This is a genomic window from Pseudomonas onubensis, assembly GCF_965653655.1.
Taxonomy (GTDB): Bacteria; Pseudomonadota; Gammaproteobacteria; order Pseudomonadales; family Pseudomonadaceae; genus Aquipseudomonas.
Window position 1 is genome coordinate 20,889 of record NZ_CBFHAZ010000043.1, and the last position, 26,802, is coordinate 47,690.

Sequence of the window (26,802 nt, forward strand, 5' to 3'; positions counted from 1 at the left end):
CGCAAAAAAGCGATCTGGCTCATTGCAATAAAACAACTCAAATAAAAATGACTCTCATCCTTGCCCGATTCCGCGACATGGCCGTCATGGTTAATAGAACCTCCATTACGCAGGATTTCCCATGTCGCGCCTTGCTCGTCCCTTGCACCCACTGGCCCTGTCAGTGGCGATGGCTTTTGCCGCTGTGCCGTTATTTGCCGTCCAGCCATCCTTTGCCGAAGAAACCGGCAGTGCGTTGCGCCGTTTTTCGATTCCTGCCGGTGATTTGAGCCAATCCCTCAATAGCCTCGCCGAGCAGGCCGGGCTGGTACTGGCATTTGATGCAGGCTTGACGCGCGGCAAGCACAGCAACGGTGTGAGCGGGCAATACGACACTGACGTGGCACTTGCGCAATTGCTCGCGGGCAGTGGCTTGCAGGCCTTGAAGATCTCCGCCGAGCGCTATCGCCTCGAAGCGCTCCCGGACGATGGCGGCGCCATGCAGTTGCAGGCCACCACCATCAGCGGCGCCTACCAGAGCGAAAGCCCCACCGGGCCGGTGGCGGGTTATGTCGCCACCCGCAGCCTGTCGGGCACCAAGACCGATACCGCGCTGATCGAGACGCCGCAGTCGATTTCGGTGGTCACCAAGGATCAGATGCGTGCGCAAAACGCCGAAAGCCTCAACCAGATCCTGCGCTATAGCGCTGCTGTGGTGCCTGAAACCCGTGGGGCTACGGCCTCGCGTCTTGATCAGCTGACCATTCGTGGTTTCGCCCCGGCTACTTATCTGGATGGCCTGCGCATGCCGTCCAGCCGGGATGCCTTGCCACAGAAAGACGCCTTCGACCTGGAGCGCGTCGAAGTGCTGCGCGGCCCGGCCTCGGTGCTGTACGGGCAGGGCACGCCAAGCGGGGTGATCAACATGGTCACCAAACGCCCGTTGGACACGCCGTTTCATGAAGTCGGCGTGGAGTACGGCACCTTCAACAAGAAGCGCACCACCTTCGATCTGAGCGGCCCGCTTGATGATCAAGGTGTGTATGCCTACCGCGTGGCCGGGTTGTTCGATGATGCCGATGGCCAGGTCGAACACACCGAGACTCGCCGCCAGTCGCTGTCCAGCGCCTTCACCTGGCGCCCGGACGATGCTACTTCGTTGACGTTGCTCGGGCATTTGCAGAAAGACCCGACGGGCGCGTCGTACGGGTCGGTGCCGGCCTGGGGCTCGGTGCTGCGCAGCCCTACCGGACGCAAGATCGATGTGGATTTTTACGACGGTGAAAAGAACTTCGAGAAAAGCGACCGCGAGCATTACTCCCTCGGCTATGCCTTTGAACATCACTTCAACGACGTGTGGACGGTGCGCCAGAACGCCCGCTACCTGCGGGCCGAGGGCGTCTATCGCAGCATCTACAACAGCTACCTGATGGGTGATTACCGCACCTCCAAGCGCTCGACCATCGCTGCCGATGTGGACATGGACGCTTACACCCTCGATAACCAGGTGCAGGCCAAATTCGACACCGGGCCGTTGCAGCACACGCTGTTGATGGGGCTCGATTACCAGAACACCCGCACCGACACCAAAACCGGTTATGGCAGTGGCCCGAACCTGGATATCTTCGACCCGGTCTACGGCGCGCCGGTCACCACGCCCGCGTTCATCACCGATGCCACCGCGCGCAGCGAGCAGACCGGCGTGTACCTGCAAGAGCAAATGAAGTGGGACCAATGGGTGCTGTTGCTGGGCGGCCGTTATGACTGGGCCAGCACCGACAGCACCACCAAAACCATCAGCTCCGGCGCCAAGAGCAAGTCGTCGCTGGACAGCAAGGCGTTCAGCGGGCGCGTCGGCCTGGTTTACTTGTTCGATAACGGCCTGGCGCCGTATGCCAGTTATGCGGAGTCGTTCAACCCGCAATCGGGCACCGGTTACGGCGGGTCGGTGTTCAAGCCCACTGAAGGCAAACAGTACGAAGTCGGCATCAAGTACCAGCCGCCGGGCAGCAACAGCTTTATCACAGCGGCAATTTTCGACCTGCGCCAATCCAACGTGCCGACCATGGACCCGGATCCGACGCACCTGTGTGGCAGTGGCCGCTGCCAGATCCAGGACGGCGAGCAACAGTCCCGTGGCTTTGAACTGGAAGGCAAGGCCAGCCTCAACGACAACCTGGACATTACTGCGGCTTATGCGTACCTGGACAACCGCGCGAGCAAATCCAACAGCACCGTTCGCTACGCGCCGGTCAGCGATATCGGCACCGGGCCGGCGGTTCCCGTTGAGGGCACCACCACCTACGGCGTGCCACGCCATACGGCCTCGGCGTGGGCCGACTACACCTTCCACGATGGTCGGCTCAAGGGCTTCGGCGTGGGTGCCGGCGCACGGTATGTGGGGTCGTCCTGGGGCGATACCGCCAACACCCTGAAAGTGCCGGGCTACACCTTGATGGATGCGGCGCTGCACTACGACATCCCGAATATCGCCAACCCCAACGACAACCTGCGCCTGGCTCTGAACGCCACCAACCTGGCGAACAAGGAATACGTGGCCTCGTGCTACTCCTATTCGTGGTGCTGGTATGGCTCGCAGCGCACCGTGCAGGCGAGCGCCACCTACCAGTGGTAATCTCTATGGTCATCAGTTTTTTTGTGGCGAGCGAGCTTGCTCGCGCTGGGCTGCGCAGCAGCCCCAAAACCTGACACTTGGGTACACCTGATGTACACGGCCGTCCTGTCGAGGGGCCGCTGTGCGCCCCAGCGCGAGCAAGCTCGCTCGCCACAGTCGCTCGCCACAGGGTTTTTGCCAACATCTACTAAGTAAATGTTTATCCAGGAAGGCAATTTAATGGCCCCTTTGTAACAAAATCCCCGCCAAAATCACTTTTATTTTCAGGTGGTTAGGTGGGGATGCAAATGCGCACTGTTGGAATGATGCTGATCGCCTGTTCCCTGGCTGGCGGCGCGGCTACCGTGCAGGCACGAGAGTTGCGCGAGGGCGACAAGTACATGTGCAGTTGGGGCGCCGGCACCGCCGCCAGGGCTCAGGAACTCAAGCTGTCGGGCGTGTCGCTGTATGCCGCGCGGCAGAAGATCCAGACCATCAAGTTCAGCAAGTCGTGGATGCGCATGATGGCCATGGGCATCACCGAGCAGACCTACGACAGCCGCTCACGGCTCAAGCCCGAGGTGATCCGCCAGAGTTTTTACCAGGATTGCCTGCGCTACAAAGTCGCGCGTAAATGATCCAGGGCTGTTTTGCACCGGTCAGTGCAAAATCTGCGTAAGCCTGTCCAACTTTGCCTTGGCGCTGCTGGCCATACTGGCGCCAGGTAAACCAAGAGGCACAGGCCATGACTGATTACGTATTCACCCCCGCGCCAACCCCATCCCTGGCCGTACAGGGCAGCGACGCACGCTTCCCGCTGCGTCGCGTGTTCTGCGTGGGCCGCAACTACAGTGAACACGCCCGCGAAATGGGGCATGACCCGGATCGCGAACCGCCATTTTTCTTCATGAAACCGGCGGATGCGGTAGTGCCGGCCGAAGGCGTGATCGCTTATCCACCACTGACCGCCGACCTGCATCATGAGGTGGAGTTGGTGGTGGCCATCGGCAAGGGTGGGGTGGATATCAGCCCAGAAGACGCGTTGTCTCACATATGGGGATATGGCGTCGGCATCGACTTGACCCGTCGCGACCTGCAGGCCGAGGCGAAAAAACTCGCACGCCCGTGGGATTGGGGCAAGTCGTTCGATGAGTCGGCGCCCAGCACCGCCTTGCAACCTGCGAGCGTCATCGGTCATCCGGCCAGCGGCAAGATCTGGCTCAAGGTCAATGATGAGCAGCGCCAGGTCGGCGACCTGGCCGACCTGATCTGGTCGGTGAGCGAAATCATCAGCTACGCCTCAAAATCCGTGGCGCTCAAGGCCGGTGACCTGATCTTTACCGGCACCCCGGCAGGCGTCGGCGCGTTGCAGCGTGGGGATTCGGTTACCGCTGGCATCGAGGGCATCGGCGAGTTGAGTTTCACCCTGAGCCAGGGTTGAGGCTAAAGTGGTGCCCAGGCCATTCGAGAGACTGTTATGCCAGGCACCCGCGTCACCACCTATGGCATGGAACAACGCAGCGACCGCCCCGACTTCTATATCCGCGACAAGCGCGGGCGGGCGGCGCTGACCAGCCCGCATCGGCATGAATACTTCCAGATCCAGATCAACCTGGGCGGCGACACCGTGCAACATATCGGCGGCGCGTTGCGTCCGTTCCCACACAAAGCCATGGCGTTTATCCTGCCCCATCGCCTGCATGTAATTCCGCACCCGCAAGACGGCGAGTTCATGCTGATCAACTTCAGCCAGGCGTTCTTCCTGCCGCAGTTGACCTGTGATCCGCTGGACCTGGAAGACATCCCCATCAGCCAGGCGCCGGAGCTGTCACCGTTTCGTTTTCAGGAGCACCTGGACTTCATCCTTGACGACGCGGACTTTGAGCAAGTGCACACCTGGCTCGGCCATATGCGCATGCTGGACGCCCAGCGCACCTTCGGCGCCCGTGAGCGCTTGAAAGGCTACTTGTTCCAACTGATCGGGTTGGTTTGTCAGCAGTACGCCGAACCCTTACAGGCGTTCGCCGCCAATAACGCCACCCGGCGCGGACGCAAAGACGCGTTGGCACGGGTGCACGGTTATATCCGCGAACATCTGCACGAGCCGAACCTTAATCTTACCGACGCGGCAGCCGCTGCCTTCCTGTCACCCAATTACCTCACCCATCTGCTGCGCAAAGAAACCGGCAAACCCTTCTCCCAATGGGTGCTTGACCGCCGCATGCAGTTGGCGCGCACCTTACTGCTCAACACTGCGCAGATGATCGGTGCAGTGGCCCGGCGTTGCGGGTTTACCGATGAGGCGTACTTCTCCCGCTGTTTTCGCAAGGCTCATGGTTTGGCGCCGGGGCAGTTTCGGCGTCAACAACAGGCAAAATCCTTGTAACCGAATGCCTCCTCTTACAAATCCACGACAATCTCTGTGTTTCTATTTACATACAATTGCATGCATCCACGGAGGAGGCATCTATGCAAACCCTTATTCGGCTGGCGACGCTGGCGGATATCGATACGTTGTTCACCATTCGCACCGCAGTGGTGCAGAACCACTTGAGCCGTGAGCAGATGGCGGGTCTGGGCATTACGCCACAGGTGCTGGCAGACAGCATCCGTGAAGCGCCGTGTGTATGGCTGGCAGAAGTGGAGGGCGAACCGGCTGCTTTTTCGATGGTCAACTTTGACAGCGGCGAGGTATTTGCGATGTTCGTACTGCCCGCCTATGAAGGCCGGGGTCTGGGCCGCCAACTGATGGCGGTGGCTGAAGCCGCGCTGTTTGAGCATCACCAGACGCTGTACCTGATCACCGACGGGCGCGATGAGGTCCGCGCCAACGGGTTTTATCAACGTTTGGGGTGGATGCAGGTGGGCCGGGTCGATGGCGACGATGTGCGCTATGAAAAGAGTAGGGCACCCTGAATCATGAACCCGGCAGAACCTCCGTCCAACAACGGCCTTCGCTATGCGGCGATCGGGGTTGTGTGCGCTGCGGTGCTGCTGGGCGTCTTGTTTATGCGCTTCAATGCTCAGGTCGATCTGGAACGGGAAGAGGCCGCCGAACGCCTGGCGCTGTGCCAACATATTGAAAGTGTGGCCCGTGCCACTTCGACGACCGCTCTTGAATCGCTTTTGGCCTGTAAGCAACTCAGAAAGCGTTACAGCGAGAGTGTCGCGCCGTTATAGGCAATAACCCCATTTGAATAATGGATATATAGCCACGAAGTGATAAGGGTTATATAGGCTTGTTGCACCAAAAAGTGGCACTTTATGGATTGGCTACCTTAAAAATTATGTGGTTATTGAATGACTTACGCGGCTTTTAATCCGACGAAAGGAATAAAATAATCTTGTTACAGGTTTTTACAATCGATACTATAGCCGGGCGTTCACCTCCCACGGTTTATGCATTTTTAAATCCCAAGTTTCCATCAGCTACTTGGGATTTTTTTTGCGCGCAATTTGACCTCGACGTCAAACTTCACTCTCGGCAAACTCTGCGCGCATGCGTCCATTGCGTTTGGCCTGGTACAACAGCTTGTCGACCGATTCGACGAACGCCAGCAGGTCGCTGTTGGGCGTCACGGTATGCGTGCCCACCCCCAGGCTCAGGCTCAGCAACTTGGAGACTGGCGAAACAGCATGTTCAATCTGCTGCTGGCAAATCAAGTGCAGGCAGCGTTGCGCCACTTGCCGGGCTGAGGCTGCGTCGGTTTCGGGCAGCAACCACACAAATTCCTCGCCGCCGATACGCGCAATAAAATCCCGCGGCCGGTTCGCCGCCTGGGACAAGGTGCGCGCCACCTGGCGCAAAGCTTCATCGCCCTTGATATGGCCGTAGTGGTCGTTGTACTGCTTGAAAAAGTCGATATCCAGAATGATCAACGACAACGGCAATTGGCTGCGCAGGGCGCTGGCCCATTCGCGTTCAAGCACGGTGTCGAACATGCGGCGGTTGGCGATGCCGGTAAGGCCGTCCTGGAAGGAGTATTCCTCTAATTGTTTTTGCAGGCGGATCAGGTGCTCTTCGGTCTTCTTGCGCTCGCTGATGTCGAACATGAAGCCAATCAAGGCCTCGACTTCGCCGTCCTTGCGCACCACATGCACCACATCGCGGATCCATACATAGTCGCCGTTGACCGTCAGTGCGCGGTAGTCGGCTTCGTGGTCCACGCCGGCACGCGATTGCGACACGCAAAAATTCACCACGTATTCACGATCGTCCGGGTGCATGCGCTCGACCCAGTCATCCACGCTCACCCAGCTTTGCGGGCTCCAGCCCAGCAGTGCTTCGATCTGCGGGCCGATGTAGCTGAAGGTCATGCTCTGCCAGTCAATGCGCCACGGGATGGCTTTGGTCGACTCCAGCAGGGTTTTGTACACGTCGCTGTCGGGCTGGCTCGGGGGAACGATGCTCATGGCGGGCGGCTCGGGGTGATGGCTAAAAGCCAAGAGCGTCTTTTGATACACAGCGTGAGTCAAGCGCTTGCCAAAGCGGCAGACGAGAGGTCGTGTGCTGGGTTTCTGGCGCCAGCGCACCAGCGTTTACAGGGCAAAATGCGGCGCAGGTATCACTTTTGAATTAATTGTTCAGTAGCAGGCAAAACCTTATCTATGCTGGTTGCATCACACCCACAGGGTAGAACCCAGGGACGGGGGACTCAGCATGATTGCGATCGACGAACTCAACAACATCATGGCCGCAGGCTTCCTGCCGCTGGCCTGTGATTGCAGCCTCAACAGCGACGGCTCGCTGCGCATCAGCGTGTTCGAACCGGCTTCGGGTCGCGTTGACCTGCTGCTGCCGCGGGTGTCGCCCCAAGGTTTGGACAGCATCCGTTCTATCTCAAACCTTTTGGCGAACTGCGCGCTGAGATAAAGGCCGGGCGCCGAGGTTTTGCGGCGGTAGGCTAGCTGTTCACGCTGCTGGTCGAGTTGTCGACGGCGCCGTAGTAGCGCCAGCAGCAATGCCGGTGTTCGGGCAGGATCACGCAGCCGCTCAGGCTGACAATCAACAGGGCGGCAACCAGCATAGAGAGTCGACGGGTCATGATATTTCCTCATTGTGTGTTCTGCGTTACGTGTTGAACGCAGCCACCGGCGCAAATCCGTCGCGATACTTTCAAACATTTCATCCAGCGTCTTCATCCCCTGAGCAATACTTCCAGCGTCGAGAAAAAACTTAGGTTTCTCGCGACGGATTTTTCGCTGCCCAGCGTTCAACCCATCAGATGCGAACATTTTCGTCCGCCGTATGAAGGAGTTGCCATGAACCCACTGGCCAAATTGCGCTACGCCTTGCTGGTCCCGCTGGCCTTCGCCGCGCTTGTCAGCACCCCGACCTTTGCCCAGACCGAAGTGATCATCCGCCAGGCCCCACCGGCCGAACGCGTCGAAGTGATCCCGGCTGAGCGCCCAGGCTTCGTCTGGGACCGTGGCCACTGGCAATGGGAACGCGGCGCGTATGCCTGGGTGCCGGGCCACTGGCAGGAAGTGGTGCGTAACGCGCGCTGGGAGCCTGGGCATTGGGAATCCCGTGGCCCTAACTGGTACTGGCGCGAAGGGCACTGGATCCGCTGAAACCTCTTAGCCCCCGGACCGAGTATTACCTGATTGAAAGACACTGATCCGGACGTTGAGCTACTGGCGCGTATCGGCAACAACGAACCTGCGGCCGTCAACGAAATGGTGACGCGCAAGCTGCCGCGCCTGCTTGCGCTTGCCGGTCGGCTGTTGGGGGATGCCGACGAAGCCAAGGACGTGGCCCAGGAAAGCTTCCTGCGCATCTGGCGCCAGGCGGCCAACTGGCGCCCCGGCGAAGCGCGTTTTGACACCTGGCTGCACCGCGTGGCGCTCAACCTGTGCCATGACCGCTTGCGCCGGCGCAAGGAACGCCCGTTGAACGAGGATGAAGCGTTGGAACTGGCGGACAGCGCACCGTCGCCGGATGAACAGTTGGAAACGGCGGACCGCAGTGCAAGGATGGCCGCCGCCCTGGCGGCCTTGCCCGAGCGCCAGCGCGAAGCCATTGTGTTGCAGTACTACCAGGAGCTGTCGAACATCGACGCCGCGGCCCTGATGAACATCAGCGTCGAGGCACTGGAGAGCCTGCTGTCGCGGGCCCGACGCCAGTTGCGCAGTCAACTTGCCGACACACCCGGGCTCGCCCGCCCAGGAAGGGGAAAACCATGACACCTGAACGCTTTGCGCACTTGGCTGATGCCTACGGAGCCAGCCTGCATCGCTGGCCCAGCGCCGAACGAGCCGCTGCCCAGGCGCTGCTCGACAGCGGCAACCCCCGCGCCCGCGAGGCGTTGCGCGAGGTCAGTTGGCTCGACGCCCAGCTGGACAGCCATCAGCTGGTTTTCAATGATCCAGCGCTTGCACGCCAGATCCGCGACGCTGCGCCGCGACGGCCGTCGTTCTGGGCACGTTATGCCAACTGGTTGTCGCCCGCAGGCTTGGTCGGCGTGGGTGTTGCCGGGATTGCCGCTGGCGTGCTTGTGGCATCACTGAGTGTGCCGTTGCCGATGTTGTCATCCGACGTGCTGCCCAGCGTCTTCGATCAGGGCGACGCCGATGTCGTCTTCACCGTCAACGCCGAGGAAACCGAGCAATGACCCCGACATCTCTTAAACCCTGGTTGGTCTTTTCGGTATTGCTCAATGTGTTTTTGATCGGCGGTGTGGGCGGTGGGCTCTATCACTGGATGGCCACCGCCAAGCCTGCCGAAGCGGTGGTTAACCAGCATGGGTTGCGCCAGGCGATGATCAAGTTGCCGATGGAGCGGCGCAAGGAATTGCGTCAGTTGTTGCGCCATAACCGTGCCGACAGCCAGCCTTTGATCATGGCCGGCCGGGAAGCACGCCTGGGGGTGATCAAGCAGCTCGAAGCGCCGACGCTGGATCGTGATGCGCTGGTGACTGAACTGGCCAAGGCCCGCGAGGCAGACGTCGCACTGCGGGCGTTGGTGGACTCGACGCTGGCTCAGTTCGCGAGTAATTTGCCCCAGGATGAGCGGCAGAAACTGGTCGAGGCGTTGTACCAGCGTGGGCAGGCTAAAAACCGCGATAAGTTGCCGCAGGTGGCGGGGAGTAGACCGCGTTCTTGAACGGTTGCCCACATCTAGCTGATGTAATGCGGTCCAAGTGTGGGAGCTGGCTTGCCTGCGATAGCGGTTTGTCGGTGTACATATCCATTTCTGCGGTAACGGCTTCTATTGGTTCCGCTTTTACAGCGGGTCACTTTTGGCAAACGCCCGGAAAGCCGGCCCAGCCAAAAGTAACCGAAAGGTCTGTGCCCCACCACTCGGTGCCTCGCTTAGGCTCGGCATGCCAGAACGAAGGCTTGAATCCGTGGGCCGCCGCGATGGGCCATCCTTGGCCCAGCGCGGCTAACCCGGCGTCCTGCCGGTTTACCCACGGATTCAAGCCTGCGTTCGGCCATCGTGGTTAACGGGGCGCCTCAGATCAAGATCAAGATCTACAGCACGGCGGCCTGAAAGCCGACCTGAGTGGTTGAAGCAAAAGCCAGATCAAGTGCAAGGCAAAAGCCTGTCTACCTGATGCAACGCGGTTTAAGTGTGGGAGCTGGCTTGCCTGCGATGCAGGCGCCTCGGTCTATCAGGCTTTAAGCGGCTGCATGCATTCCACCGCCTGATCCACCAGCGCCCTCGCCATATCCACCAGATGCAGCACCGAGATCACCAGCGCCTGCGAAGCTCCGTCCAACTGATTACCGGCCTCTTGCGCAGTAGCCGACGCGCAACGCAAAAGGCTGCTGGTATGCGCCAATGCACTCTCAAAGCTGGTTTCGGCCTCTACGGTAAACACCATCGGTTCGAGCGAGTCGGGCGACGGGGCAGGGGAGAGATAGTGATCCAGTGCGCGTTTGTATGCGGCGTATTTTTGCGCTTGGTCAGAAGAAGCGTCGAAGCGATTGAAAGGCGGATCGGGAATAATCTTATCCATCGTGAAGCACCTCTAGTCGGTTAGAGGCCGTCACCACCGCTGCTAAACGATTGAAAGGTGGCGGCCGAACGCAGGTTAGCAGAACCGGAGACTAGGACCCGGCGCACCCGAAGGTGCCCTGCGCACGGCCACCATAAAGCGTCGGGCCGAAAAAAAGCGCCCTGCAAAAGGTGGCGCTTTGCGCCTAGTCATCGGCGGGCTGCTAAACCCGGTCACTGAATTGGCAGTGACCGGCAAAGACTAGCTAGCTCAATGGGGAGGCGCAAGTAGATGAGATTTTCTCGGAAACGTCCTGCAAGGGAAAGGGAAACATCATGGCCATATCTTGTGTGTTATGGCCTCGTAGGGTGATTTTTTGAGGGGACGGCAGCCTAGAGAGGCATTTTCGGATCCGACGACCTTGTATAAGTAACGCTTCAGCACTTGCCCAATTCTTTACAGATAAGCCGTAAACCCATAGACGAAACGGTGGCGAAATAGTAGCTTTAGGCGCTGAAGGGCGCGCCAGGATAGTGCTCAGGGATATCCGAATGACCTTTAGATTCTAATGAATCAAGGTGATCTGACATAAAGTTGTAAGCTACTTGGTTTTTGTGAATTTTTAAATTGTTAAATCTCATAAGGTATTCTAAAGGGATGTAATGTGCTAGAGGACTTCAATGCATTAATGCAAACTTATCGCCTAGCAGATTATGCCAGTCTGCTTGGGTTGCTCGCTTCAATTGTTGGGTTTGGCATTACGATTAGAACCGTTTTGACGTCACGTGCTGCTTCTGCATTGGCTATGGCGGCTGTTGAGAATATGAGGGCTGATTTACGAAGAGGAGATACAGTAGCCGACTTCGCTACTGCTTTGGCGATTATGGAAGAGATAAAGCGCTTGCACCGCTCTCACAGTCTTGCATATCTGCCGGATCGCTATTCCCACTTACGAAAATTTCTGGTTTCTATTCGATCCTCAAATCCGTTGCTTACAGATATTGAACGGCAAGATATTCAAGGTGCGATAGCGCAATTCGTAATGCTGGAAAAATATATTGAAAAAGCTATTGATACTGGTGAGAAAATATTGCCCTCGAAGATGAATCGGCTAGTGTCGAAGCATGAAGATATAATTCAAGGGCTTTTAATCAGGGTCAAAGGGCAAATTGGGCTAGGAGAGTCGCTATGAGTTATCCCAAAATGGTTAAGTTAATATCTACTTTGGCTGCCAAAACGGAACAGGGAAGTATTGGTTGGGTAGAGACAGAGGTGGTTGATGTGTTTCAAATGGCTTTTCCGAATAACTTTGTTAGGTTGTCCTTTGAAGAGAAAGGCCCATTTGGGCAGCTGGAGTATCAGCTACAAATATTAAATAATGAAGGCAATGTTATTGAGGAAATCAATAATGCTCAGTTATCTGGTTTTATAGCTGACTCTTATGAGGTGATGGGGAAACTTTATAATAATGCACGTAGGCAGGCTATGGGTGTTGACACTGCGCTAGATGAAATTCTTGCCTTTATAGAACCTAACCCATTTCTTTGATATTAAATGTCTGGTTCGACGTTAGCTTCAGGGGGCAGTTGTTACCTCGGCAAAAATCCCCACCACCACCTTCCTCAACCACACATGCCGCGGATCCTTCTGATTCCGCGCATGCCAATGGTGCTTCAAGCTATACGCCGGTATCCCCACCGGCGGTTCAATCATCCTGACTGCCGCGTGTTTCTCATAAATATGCGCCACCGACCGTGGCAGCACCGCAATCAGGTCCGAGCGTTCGATAATCGCCGGCATGCTCATGTAGTGCGAGATCTGCAGCACGATGTTGCGTTCGATCCCTTGCTCGGCCAGAAAGCTTTCATACATCTCCTGGCTCCGGCTGCCATCGCGCACTTGCACGTGTTCCAGAGTGCAGAATTCTTCCAGGCTCAGCTGTGGCCCGGTGACGCGGTGGTGGCGGCCGATCAGGCAGACAAGGTCGTGGGAGAACAGGCGTTGCTGGTAGATGTTCGGCGCGTCGAGGTCGGGGAAGTAGCCGAGGGCGCAATCGACATGGCCTTCGCGCAGGCCGTCGAGGAGGTCTTTGGGGCTCAGGCTCACGCAGTGGATCCTGGCGTGGGGCGCGGCGCTGCGCAGGCGGTCGAAGAGGGCGGGCAGGAAGACCATTTCGCCGATTTCGCTGGTGCAGAAGGTGAAGGTTTCGCGGGTGTGCGCCGGGTCGAAGGTGGGGTTTGGAAGGATTTCCTGGTCGATGGTAGCGATCACTTCACGGGTGCGTTCGACGATGCTGCGCGCCCGTGGCGTAGGTTCCATGGTGGTGCCGTTGCGCACGAACAGCGGGTCGCCGAGGGAGTGGCGCAGGCGCGCCAGCGCAGCGCTGGCGGCCGGTTGGCTGATACCTAAACGTTTGGCTGCAGCAGTCACGTTGCGGCAGTCGTGGATGGCCAGCAGGACGCGTAGCAGGTTCAGATCGGTGCGCATGATGCTAACCAAAGCCGGTGGAAGCGATCAGGCTAACACGCCGATCAGCACTTGCTGCTCGCGTTGCGCACTGTTGACGTTAACCGTGGGCGCAACGCTCACTCCATTGCCTTCAAACACAATGATCGACGCCCACGGTCAGGCGGTGAGTCGCGTGGCTGTCGGTCAACTCAAAGGTCAGCACATCGGCGCTGAAATCGAACGACAACTGCCGCACGCCCAGCCCATTCTCAGCCATTAAAAACACCCGCTTCGAATCGGCCTGATTGGCATGGGTGTGCTGCCGCTGGTCTTTGCCGAGGGCGCCTCGGTGCAAGAACTCGCGCTGGATGGGCGTGAGCGCCTGACATTCCTGGGGCTTGGGCAACTGACGGTGGATGACAACCCGATCACCCTGCGCATTGAGCGCGCCGACGGCAGTATTGCTATGAGCCTGTTGGCCTTGCGCCTCGACTCGCAGCAAGAGCTTGGGTACCTTGAGCACGGCGGCGTATTGCCGTTTGTGATCCGAAAGACTGTGCAACGGAGCCGTCAAGGAGCGCTCGATGATTGACCCGCAAGTACTGCAACAGTTGGCCCCGGATGGCGTGCTGCGCGCCGCTATCAACCTTGGCAACCCGGTGCTGGCGCAACGCGGCGCCGATGGCGAGCCGCAAGGCGTGTCGGTGGCACTCGCACGCGCGCTGGCCGAAGAGCTGGGCGCCCGCCTTGAGCTGATCACCTTCGAGGCCGCCGGCAAGGTCTTTGCCGCCTTGGCCGAGGACGTGTGGCGCGTGGCGTTCCTGGCGATCGAGCCGGTGCGTGAGCAGCAAATCGCCTTCAGTGCACCGTATGTGGCGATCAAGGGCACGTACCTGGTGGCGGCTGATTCGGCGCTGACCCGGGTGGCGCAACTGGACGCGCCGGGCAAGCGCATCGCGGTGGGCCAGGGCGCGGCCTACGACCTGTACCTGAGCCGAACCGTGCAGCATGCCGAACTGGTGCGCGCGCCCACTTCTGCGGCGGCGGTGGACTGGTTTATCGAGCAGGGCCTGGATGCGGCGGCGGGGGTGAGGGATTTTCTGCAAACCCGCGTGTTTGCGCACTCGCGTCTGCTTGACGATGACTTCATGACCATACACCAGGCCATGGCCGTTCCAGTGGCGCACACAGCCGCTGCCGCGTTCGTCAAATCCTTTGTCGAACGGCAGAAAGCCAAGGGTGGGGTCAAGCGTGGGTTGCTGGACAGCGGGCAGAGCGCGGACTTACAGGCGTCGTAGGAACGATTTGACGATGTGGCGGGTGGCGTCGGTGGTGTCCAGTTCGTCCATTGCGTCGTAGGCGTGCCAGCGGCAGTCGATGATCTCGTTGCAAGGGCGCGCCTCGCTGATGTTCACCACCGAGGCCTCGAACACGTGGTGCACGGTGTCGCGGGCCTTCAGCTCCTGCAAGTACAGCAAGCCATCCACATTCAAGCCGGTTTCTTCTTCCAGCTCGCGTGCGGCGGCGCCGACCGGGCGCTCGTCACGCTCGACCTTGCCGCCCGGCAATGCCCATTTGGAGCGGGCCTTGCGCACGAAGAGGATATGCCCCTCGTGTTCACAAATAACGGTTGCACGTATTTTCAATGTCTACACCTGCCTGGCTCAGTGACTGTCATTAAAGTGTAATGCAATTGTCATGCTGATCGAGGGTGGCATGCACGGGCGGTCATGTGGATACTGCCCCCTTGATGAAAACGGACGAGGACAACTGATGAATACCGTACGTTGGGGCATGATTGGCTGTGGCAGCGTCACTGAACTCAAGAGTGGACCCGCCTTCTACAAAGCGCCAGGTTCGGCGCTGGTGGCCGTGATGGGGCGCCGTGAAGAAGCGGTGCGCGATTATGCGGCACGCCACGGCATCGCGCGTTTTTATACCGACGCCCAGGCCTTGATCGACGACCCTGAAGTGGACGCGGTGTACATTGCCACACCGCCCGACAGCCACCTCGAATATGCCCTGATGGTGGCGGCGGCCGGTAAGCATTGCTGCGTCGAAAAGCCCATGTCGCTGAATGCCGAGCAGAGCGCCTTGATGCAGCGCACCTTCGAGCGTGCCGGGCTGCACTTGTTTGTTTCCTACTATCGCCGTTCGCTGCCGCGTTTCCAGCAAGTACGCGATTGGCTGCAGCAAGGGCGTATCGGCGAGTTGCGCCACGTGACCTGGAGCCTGTGCAAGCCACCGGCCGCCGCCGATGCCAGCGCTGCCAACTGGCGCACCGACCCGACCATTGCCGGTGGCGGCTACTTTGCCGACCTGGCCAGCCATGGGTTCGATTTGTTCCAGTACCTGGCCGGCGATATTGTCGAGGTCACCGGGTTTACCGCGCGACAGGCCGGCCATTACGCGGCGGAAGATGCGGTAACTGCGTGCTGGACCTTCGCGAACGGCGCGCTGGGCATGGGTTGCTGGAACTTTGTCGCCGACCGGCGCGAAGATCGCGTGGAGCTGATCGGCAGCCGTGGCCGCATCACCTTTGCCGTATTCGAAGACCAGCCGTTACGCCTGGAAGGTGAGTTGAATGAGGTGCTGGAAATACCTTGCCATGCACATATCCAGTGGCATCACGTGCTGGCCATGAATGCGCATATTCGTGGCGAGTCCGAGCACCCATCACTGGCGATCGAGGCGCTGAAGACTGATCGGATCCTCGATAAGGTGTTACTCCGTAACCCCAATTTGCCGGGTTAATCGGGATATACCTGGTTTTTCTCTAGGAATTAGGCAAATGAAATATTGGATACTGTTGTGGCTGTTAGTGGCCACCAATGTGCTGGCGGCCCCGCGTAGTCAGGGGACGCCTGGGGATTTTGATTTTTATGTGCTGTCGTTGTCATGGTCGCCGACGTTTTGCCTGACGCACCCTGGCAACGAGCAATGCACGGGTAAAGGTTATGGCTTTGTGCTGCACGGGCTTTGGCCGCAATACGCCAAAGGCGGCTGGCCAGCATCGTGCGATACGCAATCTCGGCTGTCGGCGGCGGACCTTGCCAAGGGCGCGCTGATCTATCCGACGCAGGCGTTGCTCAAGCACGAGTGGGCCAAACACGGCACCTGCAGTGGGCTGGACGCTTCGAGCTATCTGGAGGCGAGCGATACGGCGCTGGCGGCCGTGCAGATTCCGCAGCAGTTGCAGCCGTTCAACGTGCCCAATTACATGCAGGCACGCGAGATCGAAAGTTTGTTCCGCCAGAGCAACCCGGCCATGGGCAACCATGGCATGGCGGTCATTTGCAAGGGCAAGGTGCTGTCCGAAGTGCGCGTATGCCTGAGTAAAGAGCTGCGTTTTGCCGGCTGCCCCCGCAGTGTTAAAACCCAATGCAAAGATGGTGATATCCGCATTCCGGTGCAACGTTGATCAAGGGGTGGCTGGGTGCAAGGCGGTGGCCGCAGGCGTCGGCGCATTCCGGCCATCTTTCGCTTGCCATTGAGGCGCCTAAGACCGATTGGAGCCTGGATAAGGTGTTATAAAACTACCCCAATTTGCCAGGTTAATCGGGATATACCTGTTTCTTTTTAAGGAATGGGAAAATGAAATATTGGATGCTGTTGTGGCTGTTGCTGACCACCCATGTGTTGGCGGATTCGAGTAGTCAAGGAAAGCCTGGAGAGTTTGATTTTTATGTGTTGTCGTTGTCATGGTCGCCGACCTACTGCCTGATAAGCCCGGGCAAAAAGAAATGCACGGAAGGCTACGGTTTCTTGCTGCATGGATTTTGGCCGCAGTACACCAAAGGTGGTGGGCCGCAATCGTGTGATGCGCAATCGCGCCTGTCGCCGGCTGAGTTGGCTAAAGGTGTGTTGGTCTTCTCCTCGCAAGCCTTGCTCGAGCACGTGTGGGCCAAACACGGCACGTGCAGTGGGCTCGGTGCCTTGGGTTATCTGGATGCGACCGATACGGCACTGGCGTCGGTAAAAATTCCGCAGCTATTTGAGCCGTTCAATGTGCCCAACCACCTGCATGCACAAGAGATCGAGAGCCTGTTCCGCCAGAGCAATCCGGCCATGGGCAACCATGGCATGGCGGTTATTTGCAAAGGCAGGGTGCTGTCCGAAGTGCGCGTGTGCATGAGCAAGGAGCAACGTTTTACCCGTTGCCCCAGGAGCATGAAGACAACGTGCAAAGGCGGCGATATCCGTATTCCGGTTCAGCGTTGATCAACTGTCCGGGTGCAACGCGATGGCGCCAGCCGCCGTTGCACTCGACGCGCCGGCGCGATCCGCCAGGTAACGCGCCGGCGGCTGGCCCACGGCTTTACGGAACATGGTGATAAAGCCGCTGGCATTCTCGTAACCCAGGTCCAGCGCCACCCGTTGCACGCTTTCACCCTTGGCCAGGCGTTGCAGTGACAAAATCACATGCAACTGCCGGCGCCAACGGCCGAAACTCAACCCCAACTCTTCCAACAGCAGGCGCGTCATGCTGCGTTCGCTCATGCCGATGCGTTGTGCCCACTGCTCGAGCGTGGACTTGTCGCTGGGGTCAGCCAGCAAGCTGTCAGCCAGGCGCCGCAGCCGCAGGTCCTGGGGCATGGGCAGGTGCAGGTCCTCAATGGGGGCCTGGGCCAGTTCGTCGAGCAATGTGCTGATCAGGCGGCCCTGTGCGCCGTTTTCTTCGTACAAATGGGGAAACGTTACCGCTTTGCTGATCAGCTCATGCAACAGGCCGGACACCGCCAAGGTGCAGCCTTGGGTGGGCAAGGCGCCGGCGGCGTCCGGGTCGATCAGCAGGCAATACACCTCCGCTTCCCCGGCGCCGCGCGCGGCATGGGCCAGGCCACCGGGAATCCAGAGTGCGCACTGGGGCGGCACGATCCAGATGCCGGTCTCGATCTGGCAATGAATCACCCCGCGCAGCGTGTACATCAACTGGCCTTTGCGATGGGCGTGCGGCGTGTGCTCCCAACGCTCGGACGTGCTGGTGGCGCCCACGGCCACCACTGCGCGCGGGATCAGGTCGGCGTCCCTGGACCGGGAAAGGTCACGTTCTTCAAGGCGGTGGCGTTGCATATCGGATTCGCTCATTGGCCGAATTGCGAAACATTCTGGCTATTCTGTGCAATGGCGTCCAGCGTGCTGAGCGTTATGATGAGATTCACTCTCATTAATGAGCTTTGCCATGCGACTCGACAGTACAAACTTCCCCGTGGTGAAAATCGTGTTTGACGCCCCGAACGAAGGCGGTCCCGAGGACGCTTTTGTTGTGTTCGAAAACCTGCTCGCTCGCCAGCAAGCGTTTGTGCTGCTGCACGAAAAAGCTGTCGACGAAAACAACCACGAACACTCCCACGAAGAGCGCAAACACGCCTCGATCTGGATGAAGAAAAACAAACCGGCGCTGCGCACCTACGTCAAAGGCATGATCCAGGTGGAACCCAGCGCCGCGCAACGCCTGGCCCTCAAGCCGTTTGCGGTGATGTTTGGCAAGGCTTGGGGCTACCCGCTGCTGGTGGTGGAGTCCAGGGACCGCGCCTGGGCGCTGGCGCGGGATGTGCTCGATGAGCAGGTGTCGGATGTGGCGCATTTTTGAAGTGCACGGGGTGAAAAAAGTGGGAGCGGGCTTGCTCGCGAAAGCGGTGTAGCAGTCAATAAATCATCGGTTGACCCACCGCATTCGCGAGCAAGCCCGCTCCCACATTGGTTGAGTGGTGTTCTTGCGGGCACATTGAAGTATCCTCCGCGCCCCGCTTACCACTGATTCAAAAAGAATGACCGGACAAGACATGCAGGCACTGCTGGATTCGATCCTGGGCGAAGTCCGCCCACTGATCGGCCAGGGCAAAGTGGCCGACTACATCCCCGCGCTGGCCGATGTACCCGCCAACCAACTTGGCATCGCCGTGTACGGCAACGACGGCTCGGCCTATTGCGCAGGCGACGCCGACACGCTGTTCTCGGTACAGAGCATCTCCAAGGTGTTCAGCCTGGTGCAGGCCATCGACCATGGCGGCGAAACCATCTGGGAGCGTTTGGGCCACGAGCCTTCCGGGCAACCGTTCAACTCCATGGTGCAGCTGGAGTTCGAACGCGGGCGCCCGCGCAACCCCTTCATCAACGCCGGCGCCCTGGTGATCTGCGACATCAACCAGTCGCGCTTTGCCGTGCCGATTCTGTCGATGCGCGACTTTGTGCGGCGCCTGTCGGGTAACCCGCAAATCCTGGTCAACAGCGTCGTCGCCGACTCCGAGGCCCAGCACGGCGCGCGCAACGCAGCCATGGCCTACTTGATGAAGTCCTTCGGCAACTTCCACAACGACGTCGACGCGGTGCTGCACAGCTACTTCAACTACTGCGCGCTGCAAATGAGCTGCCTGGATCTGGCCAGGGCCTTCAGCTTCCTGGCCAACGAGGGCGTGAGTGCCCACAGCGGCGAGCAGATCTTGACCGCACGCCAGACCAGGCAGGTCAACTCGATCATGGCCACCAGTGGGCTGTATGACGAGGCAGGCAACTTTGCCTACCGCGTGGGTTTGCCGGGTAAAAGTGGCGTCGGTGGCGGGATCGTCGCGGTGGTGCCGGGGCAATTTACCGTGTGCGTGTGGTCGCCGGAGCTGAATGCGGCGGGGAACTCGTTGGCGGGGATGAAGGCGTTGGAGTTGCTGAGCGAGCGGATTGGGTGGTCGGTGTTTTGAAAGCGTCGACCTTGAAGGCAAGTGACGCTAACACTGGCTGAGAGGACAGGGGATATATATTGAGGTAAAGTTGAGCCAGCGATCGACGCCCGGGGTGATCTATGCTAATCGTCATTGATCCTCCCTTGTCCTAAGCCGGAGACCAGCATGTCGCGTAAAAAAGTTAAGCCGCAGATCACCGAAGCACAGGTGCTTGCCCAAGAATCGAGTATTCCTTCTATCGCCGCCAAGGCATTTCGGGACGCTTACGAGGTTGCCATTTCCAAAGGTGAGTCTGTCCTCGTGGTGCGTGCAGGCCAACTCATGAAAGTGTCAAACACGGAGGCTCTGGTTATTCGACCGGTCGAAGCCTACGGGACCCTCAAGGCCGGCACGCGCTTGAAAACCAGAAAGTCTCTGTTGGATCGCCGATCCGCCCAGGCGCAGATCCAGGCTTGAGTACAACGCCCCGAGTCCGGATGTTCGCCGGACCTAACGGGAGTGGGAAAAGTACGTTCAACTCGAAGGTTCCGGCGCACTTGCTGGTTAACTACATCAACCCTGACGCGATTGAGTTAAGCATCCGCGAAACGGGAGTGTTTGAGTTTGCTGCTTTTGGTCTTGAGCGATATGCCAGGCTAGTGCTTCCATTCTTGCGTAGTCATACGCTACTTTTAAAATTCCCCGACTCTCTTGCCAAACTGGATAGCCTGGTTGTGGGCGGCGAACAGATCAGCTTTCCTTTCCGGCAAGTTGATTCCTATATTGCGTCTGCTTTATCTGACTTTATTCGCGTGTCACTGATTGAAGAACGCGTGAGTTTTACCTTTGAAACGGTTATGTCGGATACCAGCAAAATTGAGCTGTTACGGCGCGCAAAGGCTGCCGGTTATCGCGTCTATGTTTATTACGTCGCTACGGCAGACGCAGATATCAACGTTGCTCGGGTTGCTTATAGAACTTCCATTGGCGGGCATGATGTCCCAGCCGACAAAATTCGATCCCGGTATAACCGCTCATTGGAGAACCTATCCGAGGCAATATTGTTATCCAACAGAGCCTACATTTTTGACAATTCGCAGGACGGTGAGCCCAGCTTTGCTCAACTTGCTGAGATTACAGAGGGCGAGGATATTGATATCGTCTCTGATACCCAGCCAGCGTGGTTTCAGCAATACGTCATTGACAAGCTGACGTAGCAAAGAGGGCGTGGGCATTGGGATTGACCATGCCTCGGTTTAAGTCTTACGCGGTTATTGATCGTTCCCACGCAGGGCGTGGGAACGATCTTTATGCAACCCAAAGTGATCACATAAAGCGGCGAAACGTTATGCTCGGAGATAGTTGAGGTAGTCTGCTACATCTATTGATAACTCCTCCATACAACAAAGGAGTCATGTTTAATATGCTTTGTGTCTCGCAGACGAAAATACACTCGGCTTCTCTGTTTTATCAAACGCTTAGCGAGCATCTTTTCGCGTTAAAATATAGTTAACTATTTCGCTTGTCGTGCGAAAAGTATCCGCATACTTGTCCGGGATCTCAATAGAAAACTCAGTTTTTTAGGTTGTCAAGATTTAGTTTTGGTGTGATGGAGTAAATACCTTTTTGAAATATTAAATCTGGTCTTATGTTGATGATGTCTAAAAAACTGTAATTAATAACAGTTGTAAATCTTAAGGTATCAATGTTCTTAAATAAGTGGCGGCGATAGATGACGTCATCACTGATTGAGGTTCGACAAGAGCTTTATCGGTGGAAAAAGTACGTGACGCAGAGCGTCCGGGGCGGCATTCCCACGCAGAGCGTGGGAACGATCTTCAGGCTGCTGGGTGTGCCACGTTCAGGGCTTTGTCCACCAGCAGCTGCACCCCTTCGAGCATGCGGCAGATGCCCAGCGCGACATTGCGTTGGGAGCCTTCTATTTCAAACGCCAGGTGGTTGGCGATATCGCTGATGGACGCCAGATCCTGGGAGGCGTTAACCAGCAGGGTTTCGGTGCCCAGGTCGGCGCGCACGGTGAAGATGCCTTCACTGGGCTCGGGAATGGGTTTGCCGGGGTTGAGGTAGTGGTTGATCGCACGGTAGGCCACTTCGTGCAGGGTGCTGGTGTCGTAGTCTTGCTGGCCTGGGGGATTTGGGCTGTCTTTGATCATCGTGAAGGTCCTAAGATTGAGTGAAGCTGCCAACATTCGCGGTCAAGCGAAGAGGGTGGCAGCTGTACACGGGTTGACCGACCGGCAATCAAAGGAAATCCGGCATACCCGAAGGTATCCCGCGTACAGCCACCGCAACACGATACCTCAGGCGTGAAAAAAACACCTGAAATAGGTTAGAGCCAAGCTGTACTTTAATTAATCGGACGGTCAAATCCGGCCGCTGAGTTGGCAGCGACGAAGCAGAGAGTAGTCAGCGCACGTCCGACCGACAACCTGAAACCCTTGTGGGAAATATCTGAACGGATGCGATCTCCTGTGGGAGCTGGCTTGCCTGCGAAAGCGATCTTCCAGTGCCGGATGTATTGACTGAATCACTGCCATCGCAGGCAAGCCAGCTCTCACATTGCCTACCTGCGACGTTACATTCAGCTGATGTTGAGGCGGTCCAACAAGCTGTACCACGCCACACCCGCACCAATATAGAACCGTTGCAGCCCATGCATCGGCAAGCGCTGCAATGGCGTCACCGGGTAGGCAAATTCCGCCTTGCTGTCACACAAGCGTGCTGCCAATTGCTGGCCCAGGCTGGTACACAACGCAATCCCGCGCCCATTACAACCCAGGGCCAGCGTCAGCCCCGGCGCAGGTTGGTGAACATGCGGCATAAAATCCCGTGTGATCGCGATGCGCCCGGCCCAGCGGTACTCGAATTCCAGTGGCCCCAGTTGCGGAAACAGCAATGCCAGGGAGCGTTCAAGGTGCGCAAAGTCGGCAGGCGATGTGGGGTCGTTAAACAGCCCGCGCCCGCCCATCAATAAACGGCCATGGCTGTCCTTGCGAAAATACAACAGCAACCTTTGCGCGGTCGACACGGTTTCCTGGCCCGGCAAAATGCTCTCGGCCGTGCTGCCGCTTAACGGCTTGGTGGCGACGATAAAACTGTTGGCCGCCAGGATGCTCTGCGCCATGCCCGGCCACAGGTTACCGCTGTAGCCATTGGTAGCGAGCACCACTTGATCGGCTGACACCTGCGCACCGTTGGCGGTCTGTAATTGCCAACCGGACCCCTGGCGTTGCAGGCCGACCACAGCGCTGTGGCCGTGAATGCGTGCACCCGCTGCCAACGCCGCCCCCACCAACCCGCGCGCATACGCCAGTGGCTGAATCGCCCCGGCGCGGCCATCCAGCCAGCCACCGGCAAACGACTCACTGCCCATGCGTGAAGCCACCTGCGCCGCATCCAGACGCTGCACTGGCACGCCACGCCGCGCCCATTGCTCGGCCCGCGCATGCAGCCCGGCCACGCCTTTTTGTGTGTACGACACCTGCATCCAGCCTTTGCGCACCGGCGCGCAGTCGATGTTATGGCGTTCGATCAGCTTGAATACCAAATCCGCAGAACTCGAGACGGTCGTAATCAACGGCTCAGCGCGCTCAGGCCCGTACATCTGCACCAGATGCTCAGGGTCGAATTTGAGTGTGGGGTTGACCTGCCCACCATTACGCCCCGACGCGCCCCAGCCCGGCTCATTGGCCTCCAGCACGCACACACTCACGCCGCGCTCGGCCAGATGCAGCGCGGTCGACAGCCCGGTGTAACCTGCGCCAACAATCGCCACATCGACTTTCACCGACGCCCCCAGCGTGGGTGTCGGCACCACGCACGGCGCGGTCGCTGACCACAACGACCTCATGACAGGCTCCGCGTATTACCGGTGGGGTGCAGCACGCGGCGCAGGAAGTCCTGGGTGCGTGGGTGCTGCGGGTTGCCCAGCACCTGCTCCGCCGCGCCGCTTTCGACGATGTAACCGCCATGCAAAAAGCACACGCGGTCGGCCACTTCACGGGCAAAGCCCATTTCGTGGGTGACCACGATCATGGTCATGCCTTCGTCGGCCAGGGTGCGCATTACCGCCAGCACGTCGCCGACCAGTTCCGGGTCCAGTGCCGAGGTGGGTTCGTCGAACAGCATGGCGTCAGGCTTCATCGCCAGAGCGCGGGCGATGGCCACGCGTTGTTGTTGGCCGCCGGAAAGTTGTTCCGGGTAGGCGTCGGCCTTGGCACTCAAGCCGACTTTTTCCAGCAGCACCAGGGCTTCTTCGCGGGCTTGTTTCAAGGGTTCGCCTTTGACGTACACCGGCCCTTCCATCACGTTTTCCAACACGGTGCGGTGCGGGAACAAGTTGAAGCGCTGGAACACCATGCCCATACGGCTGCGCAGCGAATGCACGCTTTTGCTGGCGCGCTGCACGGTCTCACCGAACACCGTGATGACCCCGCCGTCGTAGGCTTCCAGCGCATTGATGCAGCGCAGCAAGGTGGATTTGCCCGAGCCCGACGGACCGATCAGGCACACCACTTCGCCCTTGGCCACGTCGAGGTCGACGCCGTGCAGCACGCGGTGGCTGCCGTAATGTTTTTGCAGTTGGCGAATCTCGATCATGCTTTTTTCCTCCGGCCCAGGTGCTGTTCCATGCGGCGCAGGCCATACACCAGCGGCAGGCTCATCAGCAGGTAGAGCAGGGCGACCAGGGTGTAGACGGTCATGTTCTGGAACGTGGACGAGGCAATCAATTGGCCCTGGCGGGTCATCTCGGCGACGGTGATGGTCGACACCAGGGACGAGTCCTTGAGCATCATCACCAAGGTGTTGCCATAGGGCGGCAGCGCGATGCGAAACGCTTGCGGCAGGATCACCCGGCGCATCATCAGCACCGAACGCATGCCCAGCGCTTCGGCGGCTTCACGCTGGCCCTGTTCGACGGCAATGATGCCGGTGCGAAAGTTCTCCGCCTGGTATGCCGAGTAGGCGATGCCCATGCCGATCACACCCGCGTAGAACGCGGTGAGGTGCACGCCCATGTCCGGCAGCACAAAGTAGATGTAGAACAGTTGCACGATGATAGGCAGGCCGCGAATCACATTGATGACGGTGCTCGCCGCCCACGACAACGCGCGGATCGGCGACAACTTGAACAGCGCCAGCACCAGGCCGATGGCACTGCTGAGCAGGAACGACAGTACGGTGATCTGAATGGTCACCCAGGCGCCTTGCAGCAGAATCGGCAAGAAGTCCTGGGCGTTTTGCAGGAATTCAGCCGGGTTCATGGGTGCACCTGGGTATCAAGTCCCCACTTCTTGAGGATGTTGTCCAGGGTGCCGTCGGCCTTGATGCTGGCGATGGCGCTGTTCAAGCGCTCGAGGGTTGCGGCGTCGTCCTTGCGCACTACCAGGCACACTTCGCCGACATTGGTGGGCGTGTAGTCGCTGGCCAGTTTCACGCCTTTAAACAGCTTCTGACGGATCTGGTAGGCCACCACCGGCTGATCACCGACGGCAGCTTTGATCCGGCCCAGGGACAGGTCTCGGACCATCTCACCGATAGAATCGTAGGTGCGGATTTCCTTGAAAATGCCCAGTTTGTTCAATTGGTCGTAGAAGACAGTGCCGGCTTGTACGCCGACCACCTGATCTTTCAATGGCGTGAGGTCTGGGTAGGCGGCGTTGTCATCGGCGCTGATGATCAGGCCTTCACCGTAGGCGTAAACCGGGGCGCTGAAGTCGACCACCTTGGTGCGCTCTGCGGTCTTGAGCATGCCGGCGGCGATGAAGTCCAGCTTGCCGGAGGTGAGTGAGGGGATCAGCGCAGCGAAGTTGGTCTGTTCGATCAGGCTGGTAAACCCGCCGGCTTTGCCCACTGCCTCAGCCACATCGACCATCACGCCCTGGATGCTGTTGCTCTTGATATCGAGGAAGGTAAACGGCGAGCCACTGGCCGTTGCACCGACTTTGTACGAGGACGCACTTTCTGCGTGCACGGCGGTAACGGCGAGCGTGGCGCATATACCGAAGGCGAGGCGGCGAAACAGGGGCGAAAGACTGTTCATCGGGTTACTCCAAAAGGAAAACGGATCGTCAGTACCGCAAGCGGTTACGGATGAAACCGCAAGCTCTGTGCCATTTCGATTCATAAAAATCGTATATCACTATCTAAATTCGAAAAATTGAACCAATCGTATCGATATGCGATTTTTAATGGTCTATTTTTGTGATTTGAGGTAAAAATATCGCCACGCCCGACCGAACAGACTCCTGAGCCCGCCATGTCCGAAGAACGCAACAGTTTGCACAACCAATCCTTGGAAAAGGGCCTGTCGGTGCTCAAGGCATTCAGCGCCCAACGCCGCAGCATGAGCCTTGCAGAGGTGGCCGAGGCCGCCGGCATGACCAAAAGTTCGGCCCAGCGCATGGTGTTTACCCTCGAAAGCCTGGGTTACCTTCGGAAACACTCGCGCACACGGCATTACCAACTCACACCCCGCGTGCTGGAGTTGGGGTTCAGTTATCTGGATGCGCATTCGCTGATCGAAGTGGCGAACCCGTTTCTCTCGGAGTTGACGCGCTTGACCGGCGAAACTTCATGCCTGACCGAGCCGGCGGGCCTGGACATGACCTACATCGCACGCTTTGTCAGTTCGGGTTTTGTGCCGGTGCACATGCCGATTGGCTCACGGGTGCCGATGTACTGCACGGCGTCGGGGCGCGCGTATTTGAGTGCCTTGCCGGTGGATGAAGCGCTGGTGTTGATCGACAACAGCCAGCGCATTGCGCACACCAGCCAAACGTTGACTGAGGTCGACAGGATTCTGGAATCGTTGCAGCAGGTGCGCGAGCAGGGCTACGCGGTGAATGGCCAGGAGCTGTTCCTGGGCGACATGACCATCGGTGCACCGGTGCTCGGTGCCAATGGCCGGCCGGTGGCGGCGGTGCATGTGGTGGCGCCGACCAGTCGGTGGAGCCGGGCGGATGCGGAGAAGCAGCTAGCGCCGGCGCTTTTGCAGTGTTCAAGGGCGTTGAGTAATTCGGCGCGAAATCTTGAATAGCCCCATTCTCAAGAACACAGCCAATCCAATGTGGGAGCGGGCTTGCTCGCGAATGCGGTGTGTCAGTCATACATGTATTGGCTGATCCACCGCATTCGCGAG

Annotated in this window: 34 protein-coding genes and 1 pseudogene; 23 read left to right on the top strand and 12 right to left on the bottom strand. The window is 58.6% G+C overall.

Going from position 1 to position 26,802, the window contains the following annotated elements; translation table 11 throughout:
• Positions 1 to 121 precede the first annotated feature (121 nt).
• From ACTD9P_RS15740 to ACTD9P_RS15765, 6 genes are all read left to right on the top strand, one after another.
• On the top strand, positions 122 to 2,614 hold the full coding sequence (locus tag ACTD9P_RS15740; protein WP_438868388.1) for a TonB-dependent siderophore receptor: 2,493 nt from the start codon (positions 122 to 124) through the stop codon (positions 2,612 to 2,614).
• Positions 2,615 to 2,901: 287 nt separating this feature from the next.
• Complete coding sequence (locus ACTD9P_RS15745; protein WP_219267102.1) at positions 2,902 to 3,231, top strand: hypothetical protein; 330 nt, start codon at positions 2,902 to 2,904, stop codon at positions 3,229 to 3,231.
• Positions 3,232 to 3,338: 107 nt separating this feature from the next.
• Positions 3,339 to 4,034, top strand: a complete 696-nt coding sequence (locus ACTD9P_RS15750) for a fumarylacetoacetate hydrolase family protein (RefSeq protein ID WP_438868389.1) — start codon at positions 3,339 to 3,341, stop codon at positions 4,032 to 4,034.
• 36 nt (positions 4,035 to 4,070) lie between these two features.
• Positions 4,071 to 4,979: a helix-turn-helix transcriptional regulator gene (locus tag ACTD9P_RS15755; protein WP_438868390.1), complete on the top strand. Its 909-nt coding sequence runs from the start codon at positions 4,071 to 4,073 to the stop codon at positions 4,977 to 4,979.
• Positions 4,980 to 5,062: 83 nt separating this feature from the next.
• Positions 5,063 to 5,509 (top strand): GNAT family N-acetyltransferase, encoded by a 447-nt coding sequence (locus tag ACTD9P_RS15760; RefSeq protein ID WP_438868391.1) that lies wholly within the window; start codon positions 5,063 to 5,065, stop codon positions 5,507 to 5,509.
• A 3-nt stretch (positions 5,510 to 5,512) separates the two neighbouring features.
• Positions 5,513 to 5,773 (top strand): hypothetical protein, encoded by a 261-nt coding sequence (locus tag ACTD9P_RS15765; RefSeq protein WP_438868392.1) that lies wholly within the window; start codon positions 5,513 to 5,515, stop codon positions 5,771 to 5,773.
• A 288-nt stretch (positions 5,774 to 6,061) separates the two neighbouring features.
• Here ACTD9P_RS15765 and ACTD9P_RS15770 read toward each other — a convergent pair whose 3' ends face one another.
• Positions 6,062 to 7,006, bottom strand: coding sequence for a GGDEF domain-containing protein (locus ACTD9P_RS15770; protein ID WP_438868393.1), 945 nt, complete (start codon positions 7,004 to 7,006; stop codon positions 6,062 to 6,064).
• Positions 7,007 to 7,253: 247 nt separating this feature from the next.
• On the opposite strand from ACTD9P_RS15770, the pseudogene ACTD9P_RS15775 reads away from it, so the two are divergent.
• Positions 7,254 to 7,501 (top strand): annotated as a pseudogene (locus tag ACTD9P_RS15775) (DUF1652 domain-containing protein).
• Here the strand turns inward: ACTD9P_RS15775 and ACTD9P_RS15780 are convergent.
• Positions 7,498 to 7,638, bottom strand: coding sequence for a lipoprotein (locus tag ACTD9P_RS15780; protein ID WP_438868394.1), 141 nt, complete (start codon positions 7,636 to 7,638; stop codon positions 7,498 to 7,500). The pseudogene ACTD9P_RS15775 and the gene ACTD9P_RS15780 sit on opposite strands and share 4 nt — an antisense overlap.
• Before the next feature lie 217 nt (positions 7,639 to 7,855).
• Between ACTD9P_RS15780 and ACTD9P_RS15785 the strand changes: the two genes are divergently transcribed.
• Genes ACTD9P_RS15785 through ACTD9P_RS15800 form a run of 4 tightly spaced genes read left to right on the top strand, consistent with a single transcriptional unit; the run spans position 7,856 to position 9,698 of the window.
• On the top strand, positions 7,856 to 8,167 hold the full coding sequence (locus ACTD9P_RS15785) for a YXWGXW repeat-containing protein (protein ID WP_099547786.1): 312 nt from the start codon (positions 7,856 to 7,858) through the stop codon (positions 8,165 to 8,167).
• Between the two features lie 33 nt (positions 8,168 to 8,200).
• Complete coding sequence (locus tag ACTD9P_RS15790) at positions 8,201 to 8,779, top strand: RNA polymerase sigma factor (protein ID WP_017136880.1); 579 nt, start codon at positions 8,201 to 8,203, stop codon at positions 8,777 to 8,779.
• On the top strand, positions 8,776 to 9,207 hold the full coding sequence (locus ACTD9P_RS15795; RefSeq protein ID WP_438868395.1) for a hypothetical protein: 432 nt from the start codon (positions 8,776 to 8,778) through the stop codon (positions 9,205 to 9,207). Before ACTD9P_RS15790 ends, ACTD9P_RS15795 begins: the two co-directional genes overlap by 4 nt.
• Positions 9,204 to 9,698 (top strand): periplasmic heavy metal sensor, encoded by a 495-nt coding sequence (locus tag ACTD9P_RS15800; RefSeq protein WP_200434708.1) that lies wholly within the window; start codon positions 9,204 to 9,206, stop codon positions 9,696 to 9,698. Before ACTD9P_RS15795 ends, ACTD9P_RS15800 begins: the two co-directional genes overlap by 4 nt.
• Positions 9,699 to 10,209: 511 nt before the next feature.
• On the opposite strand, the gene ACTD9P_RS15805 is transcribed toward ACTD9P_RS15800, so the two are convergent.
• Positions 10,210 to 10,557: a DUF6124 family protein gene (locus ACTD9P_RS15805; protein ID WP_438868396.1), complete on the bottom strand. Its 348-nt coding sequence runs from the start codon at positions 10,555 to 10,557 to the stop codon at positions 10,210 to 10,212.
• A 643-nt stretch (positions 10,558 to 11,200) separates the two neighbouring features.
• On the opposite strand from ACTD9P_RS15805, the gene ACTD9P_RS15810 reads away from it, so the two are divergent.
• Positions 11,201 to 11,728: a hypothetical protein gene (locus tag ACTD9P_RS15810; RefSeq protein WP_438868397.1), complete on the top strand. Its 528-nt coding sequence runs from the start codon at positions 11,201 to 11,203 to the stop codon at positions 11,726 to 11,728.
• Complete coding sequence (locus tag ACTD9P_RS15815; RefSeq protein WP_438868398.1) at positions 11,725 to 12,084, top strand: hypothetical protein; 360 nt, start codon at positions 11,725 to 11,727, stop codon at positions 12,082 to 12,084. Before ACTD9P_RS15810 ends, ACTD9P_RS15815 begins: the two co-directional genes overlap by 4 nt.
• A gap of 27 nt (positions 12,085 to 12,111) precedes the next feature.
• On the opposite strand, the gene ACTD9P_RS15820 is transcribed toward ACTD9P_RS15815, so the two are convergent.
• Positions 12,112 to 13,023 carry a LysR family transcriptional regulator gene (locus tag ACTD9P_RS15820; protein WP_438868399.1) on the bottom strand — a complete coding sequence of 304 codons (912 nt, stop codon included), beginning with the start codon at positions 13,021 to 13,023 and terminating at the stop codon, positions 12,112 to 12,114.
• 112 nt (positions 13,024 to 13,135) lie between these two features.
• Entirely contained in the window at positions 13,136 to 13,261 is a 126-nt protein-coding gene (locus ACTD9P_RS15825; RefSeq protein ID WP_438868400.1) for a hypothetical protein, read from the bottom strand.
• A gap of 33 nt (positions 13,262 to 13,294) precedes the next feature.
• Between ACTD9P_RS15825 and ACTD9P_RS15830 the strand changes: the two genes are divergently transcribed.
• Together ACTD9P_RS15830 and ACTD9P_RS15835 are read left to right on the top strand one after the other, a co-directional pair.
• Positions 13,295 to 13,576 carry a hypothetical protein gene (locus ACTD9P_RS15830; protein WP_438868401.1) on the top strand — a complete coding sequence of 94 codons (282 nt, stop codon included), beginning with the start codon at positions 13,295 to 13,297 and terminating at the stop codon, positions 13,574 to 13,576.
• Positions 13,569 to 14,282 (top strand): transporter substrate-binding domain-containing protein, encoded by a 714-nt coding sequence (locus tag ACTD9P_RS15835; RefSeq protein ID WP_438868402.1) that lies wholly within the window; start codon positions 13,569 to 13,571, stop codon positions 14,280 to 14,282. The genes ACTD9P_RS15830 and ACTD9P_RS15835 overlap by 8 nt, the downstream gene beginning before the upstream one ends.
• Here the strand turns inward: ACTD9P_RS15835 and ACTD9P_RS15840 are convergent.
• The gene (locus tag ACTD9P_RS15840; RefSeq protein ID WP_438868403.1) at positions 14,268 to 14,630 is read right to left on the bottom strand and encodes an NUDIX hydrolase; all 363 of its coding nucleotides are present in this window, start codon (positions 14,628 to 14,630) and stop codon (positions 14,268 to 14,270) included. The genes ACTD9P_RS15835 and ACTD9P_RS15840 overlap by 15 nt on opposite strands.
• 127 nt (positions 14,631 to 14,757) lie before the next feature.
• Between ACTD9P_RS15840 and ACTD9P_RS15845 the strand changes: the two genes are divergently transcribed.
• From ACTD9P_RS15845 to ACTD9P_RS15855, 3 genes are all read left to right on the top strand, one after another.
• Positions 14,758 to 15,738 (top strand): Gfo/Idh/MocA family protein, encoded by a 981-nt coding sequence (locus ACTD9P_RS15845; protein WP_438868404.1) that lies wholly within the window; start codon positions 14,758 to 14,760, stop codon positions 15,736 to 15,738.
• A gap of 37 nt (positions 15,739 to 15,775) precedes the next feature.
• Positions 15,776 to 16,405 (top strand): ribonuclease T2 family protein, encoded by a 630-nt coding sequence (locus ACTD9P_RS15850; RefSeq protein WP_438868405.1) that lies wholly within the window; start codon positions 15,776 to 15,778, stop codon positions 16,403 to 16,405.
• 173 nt (positions 16,406 to 16,578) lie between these two features.
• Positions 16,579 to 17,205, top strand: coding sequence for a ribonuclease T2 family protein (locus ACTD9P_RS15855; RefSeq protein ID WP_438868406.1), 627 nt, complete (start codon positions 16,579 to 16,581; stop codon positions 17,203 to 17,205).
• Here ACTD9P_RS15855 and ACTD9P_RS15860 read toward each other — a convergent pair whose 3' ends face one another.
• Positions 17,206 to 18,057: an AraC family transcriptional regulator gene (locus tag ACTD9P_RS15860; protein WP_438868407.1), complete on the bottom strand. Its 852-nt coding sequence runs from the start codon at positions 18,055 to 18,057 to the stop codon at positions 17,206 to 17,208.
• Positions 18,058 to 18,166: 109 nt separating this feature from the next.
• Here ACTD9P_RS15860 and ACTD9P_RS15865 point away from each other — a divergent pair, with 109 nt between their 5' ends.
• From ACTD9P_RS15865 to ACTD9P_RS15880, 4 genes are all read left to right on the top strand, one after another.
• The gene (locus ACTD9P_RS15865; protein ID WP_438868408.1) at positions 18,167 to 18,577 is read left to right on the top strand and encodes a hypothetical protein; all 411 of its coding nucleotides are present in this window, start codon (positions 18,167 to 18,169) and stop codon (positions 18,575 to 18,577) included.
• A gap of 193 nt (positions 18,578 to 18,770) precedes the next feature.
• On the top strand, positions 18,771 to 19,679 hold the full coding sequence (gene glsB / locus ACTD9P_RS15870) for a glutaminase B (RefSeq protein ID WP_438868416.1): 909 nt from the start codon (positions 18,771 to 18,773) through the stop codon (positions 19,677 to 19,679).
• Between the two features lie 147 nt (positions 19,680 to 19,826).
• Positions 19,827 to 20,117 (top strand): hypothetical protein, encoded by a 291-nt coding sequence (locus ACTD9P_RS15875; protein WP_305459558.1) that lies wholly within the window; start codon positions 19,827 to 19,829, stop codon positions 20,115 to 20,117.
• An 80-nt stretch (positions 20,118 to 20,197) separates the two neighbouring features.
• Positions 20,198 to 20,857 (top strand): ATPase, encoded by a 660-nt coding sequence (locus tag ACTD9P_RS15880; RefSeq protein ID WP_438868409.1) that lies wholly within the window; start codon positions 20,198 to 20,200, stop codon positions 20,855 to 20,857.
• Positions 20,858 to 21,478: 621 nt separating this feature from the next.
• Here ACTD9P_RS15880 and ACTD9P_RS15885 read toward each other — a convergent pair.
• From ACTD9P_RS15885 to ACTD9P_RS15905, 5 genes are all read right to left on the bottom strand, one after another.
• On the bottom strand, positions 21,479 to 21,814 hold the full coding sequence (locus ACTD9P_RS15885) for a DUF6124 family protein (protein WP_438868410.1): 336 nt from the start codon (positions 21,812 to 21,814) through the stop codon (positions 21,479 to 21,481).
• A gap of 428 nt (positions 21,815 to 22,242) precedes the next feature.
• The gene (locus ACTD9P_RS15890; protein WP_438868411.1) at positions 22,243 to 23,511 is read right to left on the bottom strand and encodes an NAD(P)/FAD-dependent oxidoreductase; all 1,269 of its coding nucleotides are present in this window, start codon (positions 23,509 to 23,511) and stop codon (positions 22,243 to 22,245) included.
• The gene (locus ACTD9P_RS15895; RefSeq protein WP_438868412.1) at positions 23,508 to 24,260 is read right to left on the bottom strand and encodes an amino acid ABC transporter ATP-binding protein; all 753 of its coding nucleotides are present in this window, start codon (positions 24,258 to 24,260) and stop codon (positions 23,508 to 23,510) included. Before ACTD9P_RS15895 ends, ACTD9P_RS15890 begins: the two co-directional genes overlap by 4 nt.
• Positions 24,257 to 24,925, bottom strand: coding sequence for an amino acid ABC transporter permease (locus tag ACTD9P_RS15900; RefSeq protein ID WP_369302370.1), 669 nt, complete (start codon positions 24,923 to 24,925; stop codon positions 24,257 to 24,259). Before ACTD9P_RS15900 ends, ACTD9P_RS15895 begins: the two co-directional genes overlap by 4 nt.
• Positions 24,922 to 25,704, bottom strand: coding sequence for an ABC transporter substrate-binding protein (locus ACTD9P_RS15905; RefSeq protein WP_438868413.1), 783 nt, complete (start codon positions 25,702 to 25,704; stop codon positions 24,922 to 24,924). The genes ACTD9P_RS15900 and ACTD9P_RS15905 overlap by 4 nt, the downstream gene beginning before the upstream one ends.
• A gap of 216 nt (positions 25,705 to 25,920) precedes the next feature.
• Here ACTD9P_RS15905 and ACTD9P_RS15910 point away from each other — a divergent pair, with 216 nt between their 5' ends.
• On the top strand, positions 25,921 to 26,700 hold the full coding sequence (locus ACTD9P_RS15910) for an IclR family transcriptional regulator (RefSeq protein ID WP_438868414.1): 780 nt from the start codon (positions 25,921 to 25,923) through the stop codon (positions 26,698 to 26,700).
• Positions 26,701 to 26,802: the final 102 nt, after the last annotated feature.